This is a genomic window from Neobacillus sp. NPDC093182, from assembly GCF_044754045.1.
The window spans coordinates 27,351-41,510 of record NZ_JBIVOI010000018.1 but is presented as its reverse complement, the minus strand read 5'-3'; the positions used below and the strand labels follow the sequence as shown (position 1 = coordinate 41,510).

Sequence of the window (14,160 nt, the reverse complement as noted above, 5' to 3'; positions counted from 1 at the left end):
TCTCATGTTAAAAAATTTTTTAATTATTTAAAAAAAAACAACCCGAATTTTTTATCGGATTGCAGATTTTATCTACTTTTGGTTAAATTCTTCCAGTTTAGTTGAGATGGCTGCTGCCACTTCTTCTGTTGATTTTGGAATCGCATTTTTAAAGAGTGAATTTGCCAATGAACCTAATGCCCCACTAGCATTTATTTCGAGAAATCCGGTTAACAATGTCTTTTTCTGATTAACTGCATGTGCTTCAAAATAACCTTCACCAATATATTTTTCATTGGCTCGCCTTAATTCAAAGCTTACCCTGGTTGGTTCGTTCCACTCTTTAATATCAATAACTAAACTTACCTTTTTTTTCATTATGCCAAGGTCACTTTTAAACTCCCATGTTATTATATTGTCATTAATTTGCTCATGCGCTATATAACCAGGTACAAGTGGTGCCCAATTATTTGCATCCCTGATGAAGTCCCAAATCACATTTATCGGGATTTCTAATTCTATTTGTTGTTTTTCGCTAGGCATTTGGTATCCCTCTTTCATTTTGAATGTATGGCTGTGTAATATGGCCTGTTGATTTGTGCTCCAGGCGCTTCGCTTTCCGCGGGCGGTCCGGGGAGCCTCCTCGTCGCTTAAGCGACTGCGGGGTCTCCCCTGCCCCGTCCTCCCGCAGGAGTCTCGCGCCTTCCGCACAAATCAACAGGGTTACAAAATCAACAATTTCCTTTAACACACCCAAATGAAAAGACCTTCAATGCTGAAGGTCTTTTTATAATTTATATGATTTATAGTGTCTTTATAGAAGAATGAAATTGCTAATGTTTTAGCGTGCCAATTGGACTAGGAATTCATGTATCCTTGCTGCTGCTTCTGAGAGTCTCTCTGGGGGCTGTACTAATGCAATTCGAACGTAGCCTTCGCCTTGTTGCCCGAATGCGTCACCGGGGATCACCGCTACGCCAGCGCGATTGATTAATTCAAAGGCGAATTGTCTTGATTTCCATCCGTCTGGGATTTTGGCCCAAAGAAACATCGTTGCGGGTGACTTAGCCAGCTGCCAGCCGCTTTTTTCTAGACCAGCCATAAGGGTATCTCTGCGAAACTCGTACTCTTTCACCTGCTCTTTTAGTAATGTGTAATCCGATGTAAGTGCAGCAACAGCTGCTTTTTGAATAGGATAAAATACCCCATAATCAATTTGTGATTTAAAGGTTCCCAGGATATTTACTGCCTGCTCATTGCCGACAGCGTATCCAATCCGGCAGCCTGCTAAATTAAAGGTCTTTGATAAAGAATTAAATTCAATCCCAACCTCCTTAGCACCTGGAACCGACATGAAACTTATTTGCGGATGGTTGTCATAAATTAATTCTGAGTAAGCGAAATCATGAACGACTAAAATATTGTGACGTTTCGCAAAATCAATTACCTTTTCAAAAAAGCACCTATCAGCCAGCGCTGTTACAGGATTACCAGGATAACTAAGGATCATCATTTTTGTATTTTCCAAGATATGAAGCGGAATATCATCTAGAATAGGTAAAAAGTTATTTTCTGCTAATAATGGCATAGGATACAGGACACCGCCCGCAATGGTAACACTCGCTTCGTAAATAGGATAACCTGGGTCCGGCACTAATACATAATCCCCTGGGTTAATAATCGCTGTTGCTAAATGCGCAAGGCCATCCTGTGACCCCATTAATTGAAGCACTTCTTTTCCTGGATCAATGTCTACAGCGTAACGCTGCTGATAAAAGTAAGAAACAGCCTCATGAAATTCTGGTATTCCCTTTAAAGTGTATCCGTAATTTGCTGTGTCACTGGCATATTTCACAAGTTCTTCCATTACGAATGCAGGAGGCGGTAAATCAGGGCTTCCCACACTTAAATCAATAACATCAAGCCCCCTGTTTAGTGCTTGCCGTTTTAGATCAGCTACCTCTTGAAATATACTTGCTGTTAATTTTTTAACTTTTTTAGAAGCAACAAGATTCATAGATTTATCCCCTCAATTATGTACTTAACCCATTTTATTGATTCATTTTAACAAATTTAATCTATTTATAAAATTCTTTCTACTCCAATATTCTAAAAAGGATTGATTATCCAATCGACTTCTTTTAAGATGTAGGATAATTGACAGTTTATAATTTGGAGGTAACGTGCAGGTGAAAGTGATTCAGTATGTAATATTTTTATTGGGATTGACCTTCTTTGGCTTAGGAAATGCAATAGCCGTAAAAGTTAAACATGTTGGCTTACATCCCTGGGAAGTTTTAAATGTGGCTTTATATCAACATTTTGGACTTACTATTGGGACTTGGGGAGTAATCTGCGGGTTATTACTGGTTATCATCTCTTTCTTTACAGCAAGAAAGTATATTAAAATTGGAACTTTCCTAAATGCCCTTTTAATTGGACCGATTATGGACTTTTTCCTATGGTTAGATTTTTTACCCGAACCGACAAATTCATGGGTCGATTATCTTATATTAACCTTTGCTATTGTCATTTCCGGCATTGGCGGGGGGATGTATGTTGCGGCCGGTCTAGGTGCTGGGCCACGAGATGGTTTTATGCTATTCATTTCAAATAAAACGAAATTATCAGTAAGTCAAGCACGTATCCTAGTGGAAAGTTTTGTCTTAATCATTGGTTTTATCTTAGGAGGACCTGTATTTATTGCCACCTTCCTCTATACATTTATCCAAAGTCCAGTATTCCAAACGTCCATGCGCTTTTTTAATAGCTTAATTGAATTATTTAAAAATAAGAATAAACAAATTAGAGAAGACGTGTCTTTATAAAGACACGTCTTCTCTAATTTTAACTAGATAACTTCTATTCTATCCGTACTGAAATCGTGATAATATTTTTGATGAGATAATTCGTTTATCACATGTTCATTTGCCTCTTCAAAATAGGATGATAATTTCCCTTCATAGACTAATTCTAAAGAATTAGATTCTTTTATGTCATCAGGAGTAACAAGTGAAAGCGGCTTTTGTTTATTGATTTTCACTCCTGATTCCTCAAGAAGTGCGGCAACGAAATGGGAACAAAAAAATGCATTTTTTCGATCCAGCTCCAAATTAAACATGACAGCGAATAGACCTAAAAGATTATAGCGATAATCTCCCTTATTTTTTTCAATTTCTTTAATTTTTTGACAAATTGTATCATACTGTTTTTCAGATATCGTACAACAATAAATAGCACAATCAGCATTGCGAAATATGCCGCCACGGATATTTTCTCTGACAAAACCAGCAAGGAAAGGATTGCGAGGTCTTTTTCTTCCAAAACTATAGACATCCCATAATTGGTCATCTAATGCGATGGAAGCATGATTATGAGGCTTCTTTGTATATAGTTTAATAATTTTCGTTAAAACCGTCCCAGTATCAGTAAGAAGTACGTAAATCTTCCTCATCCTATATTCCCCCTTCATTTTTCTATAGGAAGGGATTTCTCTCCTTATATCCCTTAATGAATTCGAACTTTTATTTTATTTTAACGTGTCTATCTTCAGGCTCACACAATCTCGAGCATGATTTTAAACTAAGACTTAAGACTTACCCTGGCAACGGGATTCCCTTTATGGTCTTATATTATAATTTACTAAATTAAATTCCTCATAGAAACACATTTTTCCTGTTTTTTTTATAAAATTTACCCATTTTTAACAATTCAAGCATAAAATAATACATTCATGATATAAGGGGTGTAATAAATGGGATTATATATTAATAATGGCAAACATCCTAAAGTTTATAAGAATAAGAAGAAGATATCTGAACCAAACCAAAAGCTGGTGAGGAGAGATTTTCTTTCAGAAGTTATAGACGAGCAGCAGCAAGCAAATGTTTCACTACTAAACGCCATCAATGAGATTAAACACCAGTATCTAAACCAAGAGGTCGTACAAGCAAGTAATTTGGATAAAATATCAAATCAATTAAATGAAATTAGCACTAGTAATCAAAAGCATACTGAATATGAAGAATTAATTATCCATTTGTTGAAAACACAAGAGGAACTGCAAAAACAACTATCCGAAAAAATCAGTAAACAAGAAGAGTTTCAAACAGGGGTATTAACTCGGTTAGACCAACAAGAAGCATTGACAGAGAAAATCTTTCGGCAGTTAAATCATATTCGCTCCATCCTTTTTGAACGGACTAACTATCTTGCAGAAAAAATTGACGAAGGATATAAAATTACTTCTACCTATGTTTATAATCTAATGACCGGTTCAGATCAGCCGTTAACATTTTATTTAATGAACAATAAAAAAGGGGAAAAAAAGAAATAATCTCGGTGCCATACGAAAATGGCACCTGTTTTTTTTAGATATGCCTTTTGTACTTAAATGGCTTCAACTTTTCTATAGTAATGAACAAAGTTTTTTAGTATTTCTTTTCCACATGAGGTTAAAATCGATTCTGGGTGAAACTGAACACCTTCGAGTGGAAGTTCTTTATGACGTATTCCCATAATTTCTCCATTCTCCGTCCACGCAGATATCTCAAAACAGGTTGGAAGCGTGTCCCTTTTGACTATCAATGAGTGATACCTCGTTGCCGGAAATGGGTTCGGCAGTCCTTTAAATATCGATTTTCCATCATGGTATATATCAGATGTTTTTCCATGCATTAATTGCGCAGCAGAAACAACATCACCTTTGTATGCTTGAGCAATAGATTGGTGCCCAAGACAAACTCCTAAAATGGGAATAACACCAGAAAATGTCTTTATAACCTCTAGGCTTATTCCAGCCTCACTAGGATTACCTGGACCTGGGGAAATCATTAAAAACTCGGGGTCCAACGTTCTAATATCATCTATTGTTGTTTGGTCGTTCCGCTGTACTACTAAGTCCTCCCCCAGCTCCCCTAGGTATTGAACTAAGTTAAAGGTAAAAGAATCATAATTATCGACCATGAAAATCATTGCTGCTCACCTATTTCCCTTCAAACCATTCATTTTTCTTTTTAGTATCAGCTTTTTCATCATACATGAATATCCAAAACAAAAGAAGCCCTTTCTAATATGAAAAGGGCTTCCAATATGAATTAAGTCTGTTAGGAAACTTTTGCTATGAAATTTTCTTTAATTCCTCGGATAACTTGAGGAAGGCTTCTTTATTTCTTTCTTGTAGCGAGAGGTCGATTTCCTTACGGAGCACTTTTCTTCTAAATTCAATCAAGGCGTGGTTTAAAAACATCTCAGCAATTACAGAATCGTTGTTCTCATCAGTTTGTTGTGGTGAATTTAATAATCTCTTTTCCATGGAAATCAACTCCTTGAGCTTTTTTTAATTATACTGTTAATTATCTAAAAATTCAAATATTTTATTCGTTATTATCAAAAGAAATTTTTTCCTGACATTTAAGAAAAATTTAATAGTTTATTTAGATTGCTTTTATAACTCCCGATTACACTGAACTTGTAACAAAATAATGATTGGAGGAAATGTATATGAATAAGAAGCTTTTGGCGGTTATCGGGATAAGTGGAACGCTTATGTTGGGCAGTGTTTATTCGATTTCAGCAAATACATCTGGTTACGACCTTTACAAGGAAGCCTTAAAGAAAACTCATACTGCTGATAGCGCGACGTTGGATTTTAACCTTAACATTGAGGACAACAAAAAGTCTATATTAACATCCCAGTCGATTTTTAAATCTGATTCAGTCAATCAATTAAACTTCGTCTCTACTCGTTTAGCCAATGAATCAGAAGTTAGCAATATGAACTTGTACAAGCAGGACGGGAATTGGTATGTGATGAAGGATGGACTTGACACCATCTACAAAATGGATACCTCCAATAATCCACATCACAGCAATACAGCTGAATTAAAGGATGATGTAGAGAATCTCATCGATGTCATGACAAAGAATCTGCAACAGCAAATTACAGTCACAGAAAAGAAAGACGGCGATCACGTGATTCAGCTAGATTTAACTGGAAAAGAAATTCCTCTTTCTGCAAATGCTTTGAGTACGTTAATGATTAAACATGCTGTCATGATTCAAGACAATAACGAAACTGAAAGCTCAGACTTTCACATTAAGGCAAAGCTCCCTGAATTGGATCACGAAATTACCGTTAAGCAAGTCAAACTTACTGCACAAGTGAATAAGGAAAATTACATTGAGCAACAGACTGTCAAAGTAATCGTAACTGGAAAAGATAAACAAGGTACCAGCCATGAATTAGTTCTTAATATTAACTTAAATGCAACTGACTACAATCAGACTACAGTAACCCCTGTTGAGATACCTGCTGATAAAGTAGTTGAATTCAAGCACGGCAGATAGTAATCCAATATTAGTAATGTATAGAGGGTGACAATTTTGAAAAAAGCAGTGGTTATTACTGAAATGACTAAGCAATACTCAAATGGCAGAGGAATAGAGAATATTGATTTAACCATAAACCAAGGGGAAATAGTAGGGATCCTCGGTCCGAATGGTGCCGGTAAAACAACCTTATTAAAATGCCTGACCGGTCTAGCTTCTCCAGATAGAGGAAAAGTTGAGTTATTTGGCGTTGACCTTCAAAGTAATTACAAGGAAGCCATAGGTCCTGTGGGTGCCTTAATTGGACCTGCTGTTGCTTATGAAAAAATGTCACCCTATAAAAATCTAAAAATGATTTCTCGTTTGTATTCTGGAATTACAGATGCGGATATTGAAATGGTATTGCGTCAGACTGGTTTAACTCCTTATAAAGACGAGAAAATATCCTCCTTTTCTATGGGCATGAAGCAGCGTTTTGGGATTGCCTCCGCACTTATTTCCAAACCGCGCTTGATCGTTTTGGATGAACCAACGAACGGCTTAGATATTGATGGTTTGCTTTTGTTAAGAAAAACAATCCAGGAGATATCCAGTGATTCCGGTGTAACTTTTGTGATTTCCAGTCACCATATATCAGAACTAGAAAAATTATGTAATCGTTTTTGTTTTCTCATCGACGGAACAGCTTCATTATATGAAGCCGGTTCCGAGCCATTAGAGGACGTTTATGTCAGGAAGGTTGAGGTGGCAGGAAGATGAACACAATCCAAGCAAATACTTTCAATGAAATGCAAAAGCTGCTGACAAAAAAGGTTACCAAGCTTTTTCTGCTCGCTGCTGTCCTTATTCCTATGCTGACTAAGCTGCTATTGAATAATTTATTTTTGACAGATTGGATGGATTTACCAACTGAAAATATTAATTTTACCTTATTAGATTTATTCGTAACCATTTTATTACCTTTATTTATCTTTATCGCAGCCACAGATTTATTTACAGGTGAAGGTGAACGTGGAACCTTATTTCAAGTAAGACCAATCAGTCGAATGGAGCTTTTCTTATCCAAAGTAATCGCAATTAGTGTTTTTATCTTATTTATTCTTTTATTGGAATGGCTGGCTGTCATCATTAGCAGCTCTGTTTTTGATAAAAACTTCGACATGGCTGCTATTCCTTCCAGTTTAGGCGCCTTTATCGTGTCCTGGTTTCCAATTATCGTTCTAACCGCTTTTGCTGTTATGTTGGCACTCTTCGTTCATTCTAGTGTACTCGCTATTTCTGGCATGATTGTCCTATACGTAATCATGATGTTTATTCCATATGTTCTGCCTAATTCCTTATATTTACTGCCATCTGCCTATTTGGATTGGTATATGCAGTGGCTTAGTGATGTGTCGTTTCGGTGGATGATACAAACTGTCACCTATTTGTGCTCTTCTTTCGCATTGTTTTTTTCAATAGGCTATTATATGTTTAATAGAAAAGAAGCCTAACTGAAGGGTGTTTTTCAATGTCTATTAAACTTCGGCTTATACTTTCATATATAGCGATGATCACAGTACCAATTATGTTGTTTATCATTACCTCTTTTCTTTTAATGATTGTTTTTCTCGGCGATATCCGTGAAATGGCTAATTTCTTACCTGAAAGCCACAATTACCACAAAACAAAACAAGAGGATACATTATTTTTCCTCGAACTAAAAGAAAAGTCTGCTGTAAGTTCTGTTGAATTGATGAGTAAGGAGTATTTGGAGTCGCTGAACAATGAGCTTAGTAAAATCGACTCCGGATTATTGATCCGTAAAAACGACGAAATATTCTACATGACAGAAGATCTTGAAACAGTCCGTACAGAGGAACTGCCGGAATTTGGAACAGAAAGAAGCTTTCGCAGCTTAGAAGAAATTGGTAAGCAGACTTTTGCCATGAAGCAGCATGATTTCTACTTACAAGATGGCAGTGAAGTTTCATTATTTTTAATGAGAGACGCAAGCCCATGGAACCAGTTTGTTCGAACCTTTTTCCCTATTTTATTCGGTTTATGTTTATTAATTTTAATTGTTACTAATGGGCTATTAACCTATTTTGTATCAAAAAGTATTATCAAACCAATTAATCAATTAAAAAAGGCCGCTCATTTTATAAAAACTGGAGACCTCGAGCATTCGATTACAGCTGTGAGAAATGATGAGATTGGCCAATTAACACAAGCATTTGAAGAAATGAGGATCCAATTAAAGGAGTCACACGAGATTCAAAAACAATATGAGGATAACCGCAAGGAATTAATTGCCCATATTTCTCATGATTTAAAAACACCGATTACCTCGATTAAAGGCTATATTGAAGGTATCCGTGATGGCGTAGCAGACACACCTGAAAAGAGAGCTCGATATATCCAAACCATCTATACAAAGGCTGTGGATATGGATCATTTAATTGATGAATTATTCTTATTCTCGAAGCTGGATTTAGGCAAAATCCCCTTTGAATTTGAACGAATAGATATAAAAGATTATTTAACGGATTATTTCGAGGAATTGAGCTTCGATCTTAGAAAACAGAATGTAGATTTGCATTTCCAATTTGCCCCTCAAGGTCATTATCATGTTTTAGCGGATCGAGAAAAGTTTAAACGAGTTCTAGCAAATATTATTAACAATAGCTTGAAGTACATGGATAAGGCTAAAAAGGAATTAATCATATCCATGCAGTCTACTGACGAAAACGTAGAGATTTCGATTGCAGATAATGGACCAGGTATTCCAGAAGAGTCCATTCCCTTTATCTTTAATCAGTTTTATCGGGCCGAGCAATCCAGAAATAAATTAACCGGCGGCAGCGGATTAGGACTTTCCATCGCCAAAATGATTATTGAAGAACATAACGGTGTGATAAAATTGGAGAGTACTTTAAATGTAGGAACAAAAATTACCATTTGTTTACCGCACGATACCTGCCCCGGGGAGACACTATCATGAAAAAAATATTAATCATAGAAGATGAAAAAAGCATCGCGGAGTTAGAACAGGATTATTTAGAAATCAACGGCTTTCATACAGAAATGGTCCATACAGGAGATATTGGTCTTCAGAAGGCAATAACACAGGATTATGATTTAATACTGCTTGATATCATGCTGCCAAACATTGACGGTTTTGAAATCTGTAAAAAAATAAGAAGTATCAAGGATATTCCCATCATTATGGTGACGGCAAAAAAAGAAGAAATCGATAAGATTAGAGGTCTTGGACTAGGTGCCGATGATTATTTAGTTAAGCCGTTCAGTCCGAATGAAATGGTTGCGAGAGTGAAAGCACATCTTTCCAGATATGAGAGATTATCAATGAAACAAACTACTGAATCACAAGGAATATACATCCGTGGTTTATTCATTGATCGATCATCAAGGCGTGTCTTTGTAAATAACAAAGAAATTACCTTAACCACAAAAGAATTTGATGTTCTCACCTTTTTAGCGTTAAACCCCGACCAAGTCTTCAGCAAAGACCATCTATTCGAAAGAATATGGGGCTACGACAGCAATGGAGACGTCTCAACCGTCACCGTCCACATCCGCAAAATAAGAGAAAAAATTGAACACGACCCCTCCAACCCTGAATACATAGAAACCGTATGGGGATCAGGCTATCGTTTTCATTAACTCGGTGACAGGCACCACAAAAAGACAGTGTCCACCCCAGGTGGACACTGTCTTTGGTGTTAGTGAATTTGGCTTTGGAATAGTGTGTTCCGGTTGTTGAATTTAGTGACTAGTTTTATTAGGAATAGGTTGCCTATCAGTAAAACAGCTCCTATTAGGAATAAAGCTGCTGGGCTTAAGAAGAACATTCCACTAGCTTGGCTAATGATGATTCCAACGATTGGCAGCACGAGTATTCCACCGAATTGCTGGGCTTCTTGGAATGATTTGACCTTGGCTGAGATTAAGACATTTAAGATAATATTAAATAGGACTAATATTGGGATTACCCAAAACATCAAGATCATCCAGGTAGAGTTAAAATATAAGATTACTTTAAAATGTGGATAGGTGATTATATTAACAATAATAGAACTAACGATAAAGCCAGCAAACGAAATACCTAAGGTTGGAATTAAGGATGCTAACACTTTACCAAGAAACAAGTCTTTAATCGAAATAGGGGCAAACAATAATGTTTCTAACGTATTTCTTTCCTTCTCCCCTACAAAACTATTTGATGAAGTAACCATTGAGTTAATTATGGCTACCATCAAGAAAAAGGGAATCATCATAAAGGTTAAGAAAAAATAAACAAATTTGTATCCAAGAGTCGGCAAGGCGATAAGAGTATTTCTCATTTCCTCATTAGGAAAATTTTCAATAAATGCCTCAATCGGTTTTTCAATATCTTTCGAAGAGGTCCCCACTAAATCAAAGTGAATTCCGAAGTAGGCCATACCAGATGGAACGACAATACACAGGATTAATGCCAAGATGATCATCGGTACCCAAACCTTTTTGGATGAAAAAACAGCTTTCATATCTTTTCGTGCAATGGTTAAAATCGTCTGTTTATTCAATCCCTCTTCCCCCCCTAATAGTAAAATAAATCGCCTCGAGACTTCTGTTGGTTATCTCACAATTATGAACCCATGATTCACTAAGAATGTCTGCTAATAAAGGAGTAATCTGATCTTTTACGGCCAGCAAAAATTCCAATTGATTTGCCCCTCTTCTACTGTACCTGTACCCCTTGTAAGTTTGGCTATTAAGAGGCTTAAGACCTGTTTCTACTAATAACTTAATTTCTTTTAAGTATTTGTCCTCTAATTCGGTCATCGTTCCGTTTTCTACAATTCTGCCATCTATTAAAAACAAATAGGAATCACAGATGGATTCGAGCTGATGTAAAACATGAGAGCAAATTAAGATTGTTACCCCCTCTTCTTGATTCACTTTACGTAAATAATTAATCACCTCATTGATTCCTTCAGGGTCCAGCCCATTCGTTGGTTCATCTAGAAATAAAAGGTTTGGCTTATGCAGCAAAGCTTTTGCCAGTGCGATTCTTTTCTTCATTCCTGTAGAAAAGCTCCCAACTAATTGGTCCTTAAATTCGAGCATATCGAACTGCTCTAGTAAATGTATAATTCGCTTTGTATCAGAATGACCATATATTTTTGAAAAGAAGACAAGATTATCCCAGGCCGTCATATCATGATAAAGATTTGCACTTTCTGTAACAATTCCAACCCTTTTCCTAATTTCATCGCCTTGTAACTTTGGATCAAAATTCATTACCTTCATCATTCCAGTATTGGCTTCTATTACTCCATTTAATAAACGAATAATCGTGGTTTTCCCTGCTCCGTTTGGTCCAAGCAGTCCATTGATACTTCCTTCCCTTATTGTAAAAGAAACATCCTTTAATATTTTACGCTGATTATACTGCTTGCTGACTTTTTCAACCTCAATAATATTTGTCAATTTTCTCCCCCCCCCAAAAATCCTTCATCCTCCTTTATAACGATTTAAGATGGGGAATCGTTCATTAAAATTTAATATTTTTTTGATAATCTCTTTTTAATAGCTGTGAAAATATGCCTGTTGATTTCCCCCAATCAACAGGGTACAAAATCAACAATTAGCTTTAACAAGAATTTTAATAAGGATGACCATATGTTCGAAAGGTTTTTGTATTTATGGTGCAGAATAGAATGTAGAAATAGGAAATGAGGAGAATACAAATGTCAACAAAAAAAGGGAGTATTCTGGTAGTTGAGGATGAAGAAAAGATTGCAAGAGTATTGGAGCTTGAACTGGAATATGAGGGATACAAAGTAACGAAAGTAATCGACGGGATTGAAGCACTTGAAGCCTATCGGACTGGCAGTTGGGATTTAATATTATTGGATGTCATGCTGCCAGGATTAAGCGGGATTGAACTTCTTCGGAGAATTAGAAAGAATGATCTTCATACCCCGGTCATCCTATTAACAGCAAAAAGCTCTGTTGAAGACAAAGTATCCGGACTTGACTTGGGTGCCAATGATTATATAACAAAGCCCTTTCAAATAGAAGAGCTGTTAGCAAGAATACGTGCTGCCTTAAGAATCAAACGCACTGAAGAAGAACAACCTCTGAATGAAAACGATGACCTGCTGCGATTTGCTGATTTATCGATAAATCAAAAATCTAGAGAAGTTATTCGAGGTGACGGGGAGTCCATTGATTTGACGCCAAGAGAATATGACTTACTAGTCTATCTATTGGTGAATAAACGACAGGTGTTGAGCAGGGACCAAATTTTAGAGGCTGTATGGGGGTATGACTTTTTCGGAGATACAAATGTTGTTGACGTTTATATTCGTTATGTTAGAAAAAAAATTGACCTCCCACATCTGCCCTCGTTAATTCATACGGTTCGCGGCGTTGGTTATGTGATGAAGGATTCCAAATGAAACTGAGAAATAAAATTAACCTTTATACTGCTTTTTTATTTGCGTTATTGCTCCTCATCATAAATATTACTGTTTATTATTCATTCAGCAAATTAATCCTCAACAGCGAACTTAATACTGCGCATGATGAGATGAAAAATATATCTGAGAATATTGGAAAATCATTAGGAACGATCTCTGAAGATACTCTTTTACGGTCTTACGTGCCTATAAACGGGATGATTCAAATTGTTACGAAGGACCAAAATGATTCCTCTCCGTATACCAGCCCTGGCGCACATAACTTAAGTAAGAGGAAATCAGTATTTTATAGTAATGAAGTTAGTAAAAAAATAGAATACCAGGACCGGCTATTTAGCTTTGAATCTATGCCGATCATTTTGCAAGACGGAAGCATTGCCAATCTGCAGATAACTAAGAGTATGGAAACTGCAACGAATAATTTATCCACCCTTCGCCTTGTGTTAATCATGGTAACTCTACTTGCGTTGATTCCTGTATTAATTTCTAGCCGGATTCTAAGCAACCTGATTACAAAGCCCGTAACCTCTATGATAAGAACGATGACAGATATAAGGCAAAGCGGAGCTTTTAAGCGCCTTAAGCTTGAGGGCAGCTCGAAGGACGAACTCTTTCAAATGGGCCAAACCTTTAACCATATGATTGATTTATTAGAAGTCAACTTTGAAAAACAGAAACAATTTGTGTCCAATGCGTCGCATGAACTTAAAACCCCTTTAACGATAATAGAAAGTTACGCAAGTCTATTAAAAAGAAGAGGTTTAAAGGAACCGAAGCTATTCTCTGAATCAATCGAAGCCATCCACTCCGAGGCAATCCGTATGAAGGAAATGACAGAACAGCTGTTAATGTTAGCAAGACACCATGAACAATGGAATATTGAGCTTAACAAGTTAAACATTAGCCAGTTAATAACGCAAACAGTGAAAGCATTTAAAAATGCATATAATCGTGATATTGAATTTATCCAGGAAAATGATACTCCCCTCTTCATTGAAACCGATGAAAAAAAGCTCAAACAGGTGCTGTTTATTTTTTTAGACAATGCGAGGAAATATAGCGATGAAACCATTTCGGTAGCATTAGGCCATGATCACGATGAAGTTTACATTAAGATAATTGATTATGGAATTGGTATTCATGAAAGCGACCTCCCAAAAGTTTTTGACAGGTTCTATCGGGTGGATAAAGCAAGAACCAGAAAACAGGGCGGTTCTGGCCTTGGGTTGTCACTTGCAAAGGAAATTGCCGATGCAATCGGTGTTACAATACATCTAGATAGTGTACTTGGTGCAGGAACTACCGTCACAATTCTGAGTAAAAAAATTGAAAAATGATAGCATTTTCTCATCACTTTCTCATTTTCATGTAAGAAAATAAA

Annotated in this window: 16 protein-coding genes; 9 read left to right on the top strand and 7 right to left on the bottom strand. The window is 36.5% G+C overall.

The genetic code is table 11. The annotated features are described in order from the left end of the window. Nucleotides 1-72: 72 nt before the first annotated feature. A complete protein-coding gene (locus ACIQAA_RS26335) occupies nucleotides 73-522 on the bottom strand; it encodes an SRPBCC family protein (RefSeq protein ID WP_402625744.1) in 450 nt (149 codons plus the stop codon). Nucleotides 523-820: 298 nt separating this feature from the next. Next, nucleotides 821-1,996 (bottom strand): LL-diaminopimelate aminotransferase, encoded by a 1,176-nt coding sequence (locus ACIQAA_RS26330; RefSeq protein ID WP_402625742.1) that lies wholly within the window; start codon nucleotides 1,994-1,996, stop codon nucleotides 821-823. Between the two features lie 166 nt (nucleotides 1,997-2,162). On the opposite strand from ACIQAA_RS26330, the gene ACIQAA_RS26325 reads away from it, so the two are divergent. Beyond that, entirely contained in the window at nucleotides 2,163-2,807 is a 645-nt protein-coding gene (locus ACIQAA_RS26325) for a YczE/YyaS/YitT family protein (RefSeq protein ID WP_402625740.1), read from the top strand. Nucleotides 2,808-2,830: 23 nt separating this feature from the next. Here the strand turns inward: ACIQAA_RS26325 and ACIQAA_RS26320 are convergent, their stop codons facing one another. After that, a complete protein-coding gene (locus ACIQAA_RS26320) occupies nucleotides 2,831-3,433 on the bottom strand; it encodes a hypothetical protein (RefSeq protein WP_402625738.1) in 603 nt (200 codons plus the stop codon). A gap of 300 nt (nucleotides 3,434-3,733) precedes the next feature. Between ACIQAA_RS26320 and ACIQAA_RS26315 the strand changes: the two genes are divergently transcribed. After that, entirely contained in the window at nucleotides 3,734-4,315 is a 582-nt protein-coding gene (locus tag ACIQAA_RS26315) for a hypothetical protein (RefSeq protein ID WP_402625736.1), read from the top strand. A gap of 53 nt (nucleotides 4,316-4,368) precedes the next feature. Here the strand turns inward: ACIQAA_RS26315 and pabA are convergent, their stop codons facing one another. Both pabA and ACIQAA_RS26305 read right to left on the bottom strand, forming a co-directional pair. Continuing rightward, nucleotides 4,369-4,953, bottom strand: a complete 585-nt coding sequence (gene pabA / locus ACIQAA_RS26310; protein WP_402625734.1) for an aminodeoxychorismate/anthranilate synthase component II — start codon at nucleotides 4,951-4,953, stop codon at nucleotides 4,369-4,371. 145 nt (nucleotides 4,954-5,098) lie between these two features. Continuing rightward, nucleotides 5,099-5,293, bottom strand: coding sequence for an IDEAL domain-containing protein (locus ACIQAA_RS26305; protein WP_402625732.1), 195 nt, complete (start codon nucleotides 5,291-5,293; stop codon nucleotides 5,099-5,101). Nucleotides 5,294-5,481: 188 nt separating this feature from the next. On the opposite strand from ACIQAA_RS26305, the gene ACIQAA_RS26300 reads away from it, so the two are divergent. The 5 genes from ACIQAA_RS26300 to ACIQAA_RS26280 are packed head-to-tail and all read left to right on the top strand — an operon-like array spanning nucleotide 5,482 to nucleotide 9,975. Beyond that, nucleotides 5,482-6,327, top strand: a complete 846-nt coding sequence (locus ACIQAA_RS26300) for a hypothetical protein (RefSeq protein ID WP_402625731.1) — start codon at nucleotides 5,482-5,484, stop codon at nucleotides 6,325-6,327. Nucleotides 6,328-6,363: 36 nt separating this feature from the next. Beyond that, complete coding sequence (locus tag ACIQAA_RS26295; RefSeq protein ID WP_402625729.1) at nucleotides 6,364-7,068, top strand: ABC transporter ATP-binding protein; 705 nt, start codon at nucleotides 6,364-6,366, stop codon at nucleotides 7,066-7,068. Continuing rightward, nucleotides 7,065-7,802, top strand: a complete 738-nt coding sequence (locus tag ACIQAA_RS26290; protein ID WP_402625727.1) for an ABC transporter permease — start codon at nucleotides 7,065-7,067, stop codon at nucleotides 7,800-7,802. The genes ACIQAA_RS26295 and ACIQAA_RS26290 overlap by 4 nt, the downstream gene beginning before the upstream one ends. Nucleotides 7,803-7,819: 17 nt before the next feature. Next, the gene (locus ACIQAA_RS26285; protein ID WP_402625725.1) at nucleotides 7,820-9,292 is read left to right on the top strand and encodes a sensor histidine kinase; all 1,473 of its coding nucleotides are present in this window, start codon (nucleotides 7,820-7,822) and stop codon (nucleotides 9,290-9,292) included. Then, nucleotides 9,289-9,975 carry a response regulator transcription factor gene (locus ACIQAA_RS26280; protein ID WP_402625724.1) on the top strand — a complete coding sequence of 229 codons (687 nt, stop codon included), beginning with the start codon at nucleotides 9,289-9,291 and terminating at the stop codon, nucleotides 9,973-9,975. The genes ACIQAA_RS26285 and ACIQAA_RS26280 overlap by 4 nt, the downstream gene beginning before the upstream one ends. 59 nt (nucleotides 9,976-10,034) lie before the next feature. On the opposite strand, the gene ACIQAA_RS26275 is transcribed toward ACIQAA_RS26280, so the two are convergent. Both ACIQAA_RS26275 and ACIQAA_RS26270 read right to left on the bottom strand, forming a co-directional pair. Then, the gene (locus tag ACIQAA_RS26275; RefSeq protein WP_402625722.1) at nucleotides 10,035-10,877 is read right to left on the bottom strand and encodes an ABC transporter permease subunit; all 843 of its coding nucleotides are present in this window, start codon (nucleotides 10,875-10,877) and stop codon (nucleotides 10,035-10,037) included. Next, nucleotides 10,870-11,784, bottom strand: coding sequence for an ABC transporter ATP-binding protein (locus tag ACIQAA_RS26270; RefSeq protein WP_402625720.1), 915 nt, complete (start codon nucleotides 11,782-11,784; stop codon nucleotides 10,870-10,872). Before ACIQAA_RS26270 ends, ACIQAA_RS26275 begins: the two co-directional genes overlap by 8 nt. Before the next feature lie 260 nt (nucleotides 11,785-12,044). Here ACIQAA_RS26270 and ACIQAA_RS26265 point away from each other — a divergent pair, with 260 nt between their 5' ends. Together ACIQAA_RS26265 and ACIQAA_RS26260 are read left to right on the top strand one after the other, a co-directional pair. Continuing rightward, a complete protein-coding gene (locus ACIQAA_RS26265) occupies nucleotides 12,045-12,758 on the top strand; it encodes a response regulator transcription factor (RefSeq protein ID WP_402625719.1) in 714 nt (237 codons plus the stop codon). After that, nucleotides 12,755-14,116: a sensor histidine kinase gene (locus ACIQAA_RS26260; RefSeq protein ID WP_402625717.1), complete on the top strand. Its 1,362-nt coding sequence runs from the start codon at nucleotides 12,755-12,757 to the stop codon at nucleotides 14,114-14,116. The genes ACIQAA_RS26265 and ACIQAA_RS26260 overlap by 4 nt, the downstream gene beginning before the upstream one ends. Nucleotides 14,117-14,160: the final 44 nt, after the last annotated feature.

Bases quoted from the DNA above. Each gene is read 5' to 3' on its own strand.
- ACIQAA_RS26335 (WP_402625744.1), bottom strand. From the start codon at position 522: ATGCCTAGCGAAAAACAACAAATAGAATTAGAAATCCCGATAAATGTG.
- ACIQAA_RS26330 (WP_402625742.1), bottom strand. From the start codon at position 1,996: ATGAATCTTGTTGCTTCTAAAAAAGTTAAAAAATTAACAGCAAGTATA.
- ACIQAA_RS26320 (WP_402625738.1), bottom strand. From the start codon at position 3,433: ATGAGGAAGATTTACGTACTTCTTACTGATACTGGGACGGTTTTAACG.
- ACIQAA_RS26315 (WP_402625736.1), top strand. From the start codon at position 3,734: ATGGGATTATATATTAATAATGGCAAACATCCTAAAGTTTATAAGAAT.
- pabA (WP_402625734.1), bottom strand. From the start codon at position 4,953: ATGATTTTCATGGTCGATAATTATGATTCTTTTACCTTTAACTTAGTT.
- ACIQAA_RS26305 (WP_402625732.1), bottom strand. From the start codon at position 5,293: ATGGAAAAGAGATTATTAAATTCACCACAACAAACTGATGAGAACAAC.
- ACIQAA_RS26300 (WP_402625731.1), top strand. From the start codon at position 5,482: ATGAATAAGAAGCTTTTGGCGGTTATCGGGATAAGTGGAACGCTTATG.
- ACIQAA_RS26290 (WP_402625727.1), top strand. From the start codon at position 7,065: ATGAACACAATCCAAGCAAATACTTTCAATGAAATGCAAAAGCTGCTG.
- ACIQAA_RS26285 (WP_402625725.1), top strand. From the start codon at position 7,820: ATGTCTATTAAACTTCGGCTTATACTTTCATATATAGCGATGATCACA.
- ACIQAA_RS26280 (WP_402625724.1), top strand. From the start codon at position 9,289: ATGAAAAAAATATTAATCATAGAAGATGAAAAAAGCATCGCGGAGTTA.
- ACIQAA_RS26265 (WP_402625719.1), top strand. From the start codon at position 12,045: ATGTCAACAAAAAAAGGGAGTATTCTGGTAGTTGAGGATGAAGAAAAG.
- ACIQAA_RS26260 (WP_402625717.1), top strand. From the start codon at position 12,755: ATGAAACTGAGAAATAAAATTAACCTTTATACTGCTTTTTTATTTGCG.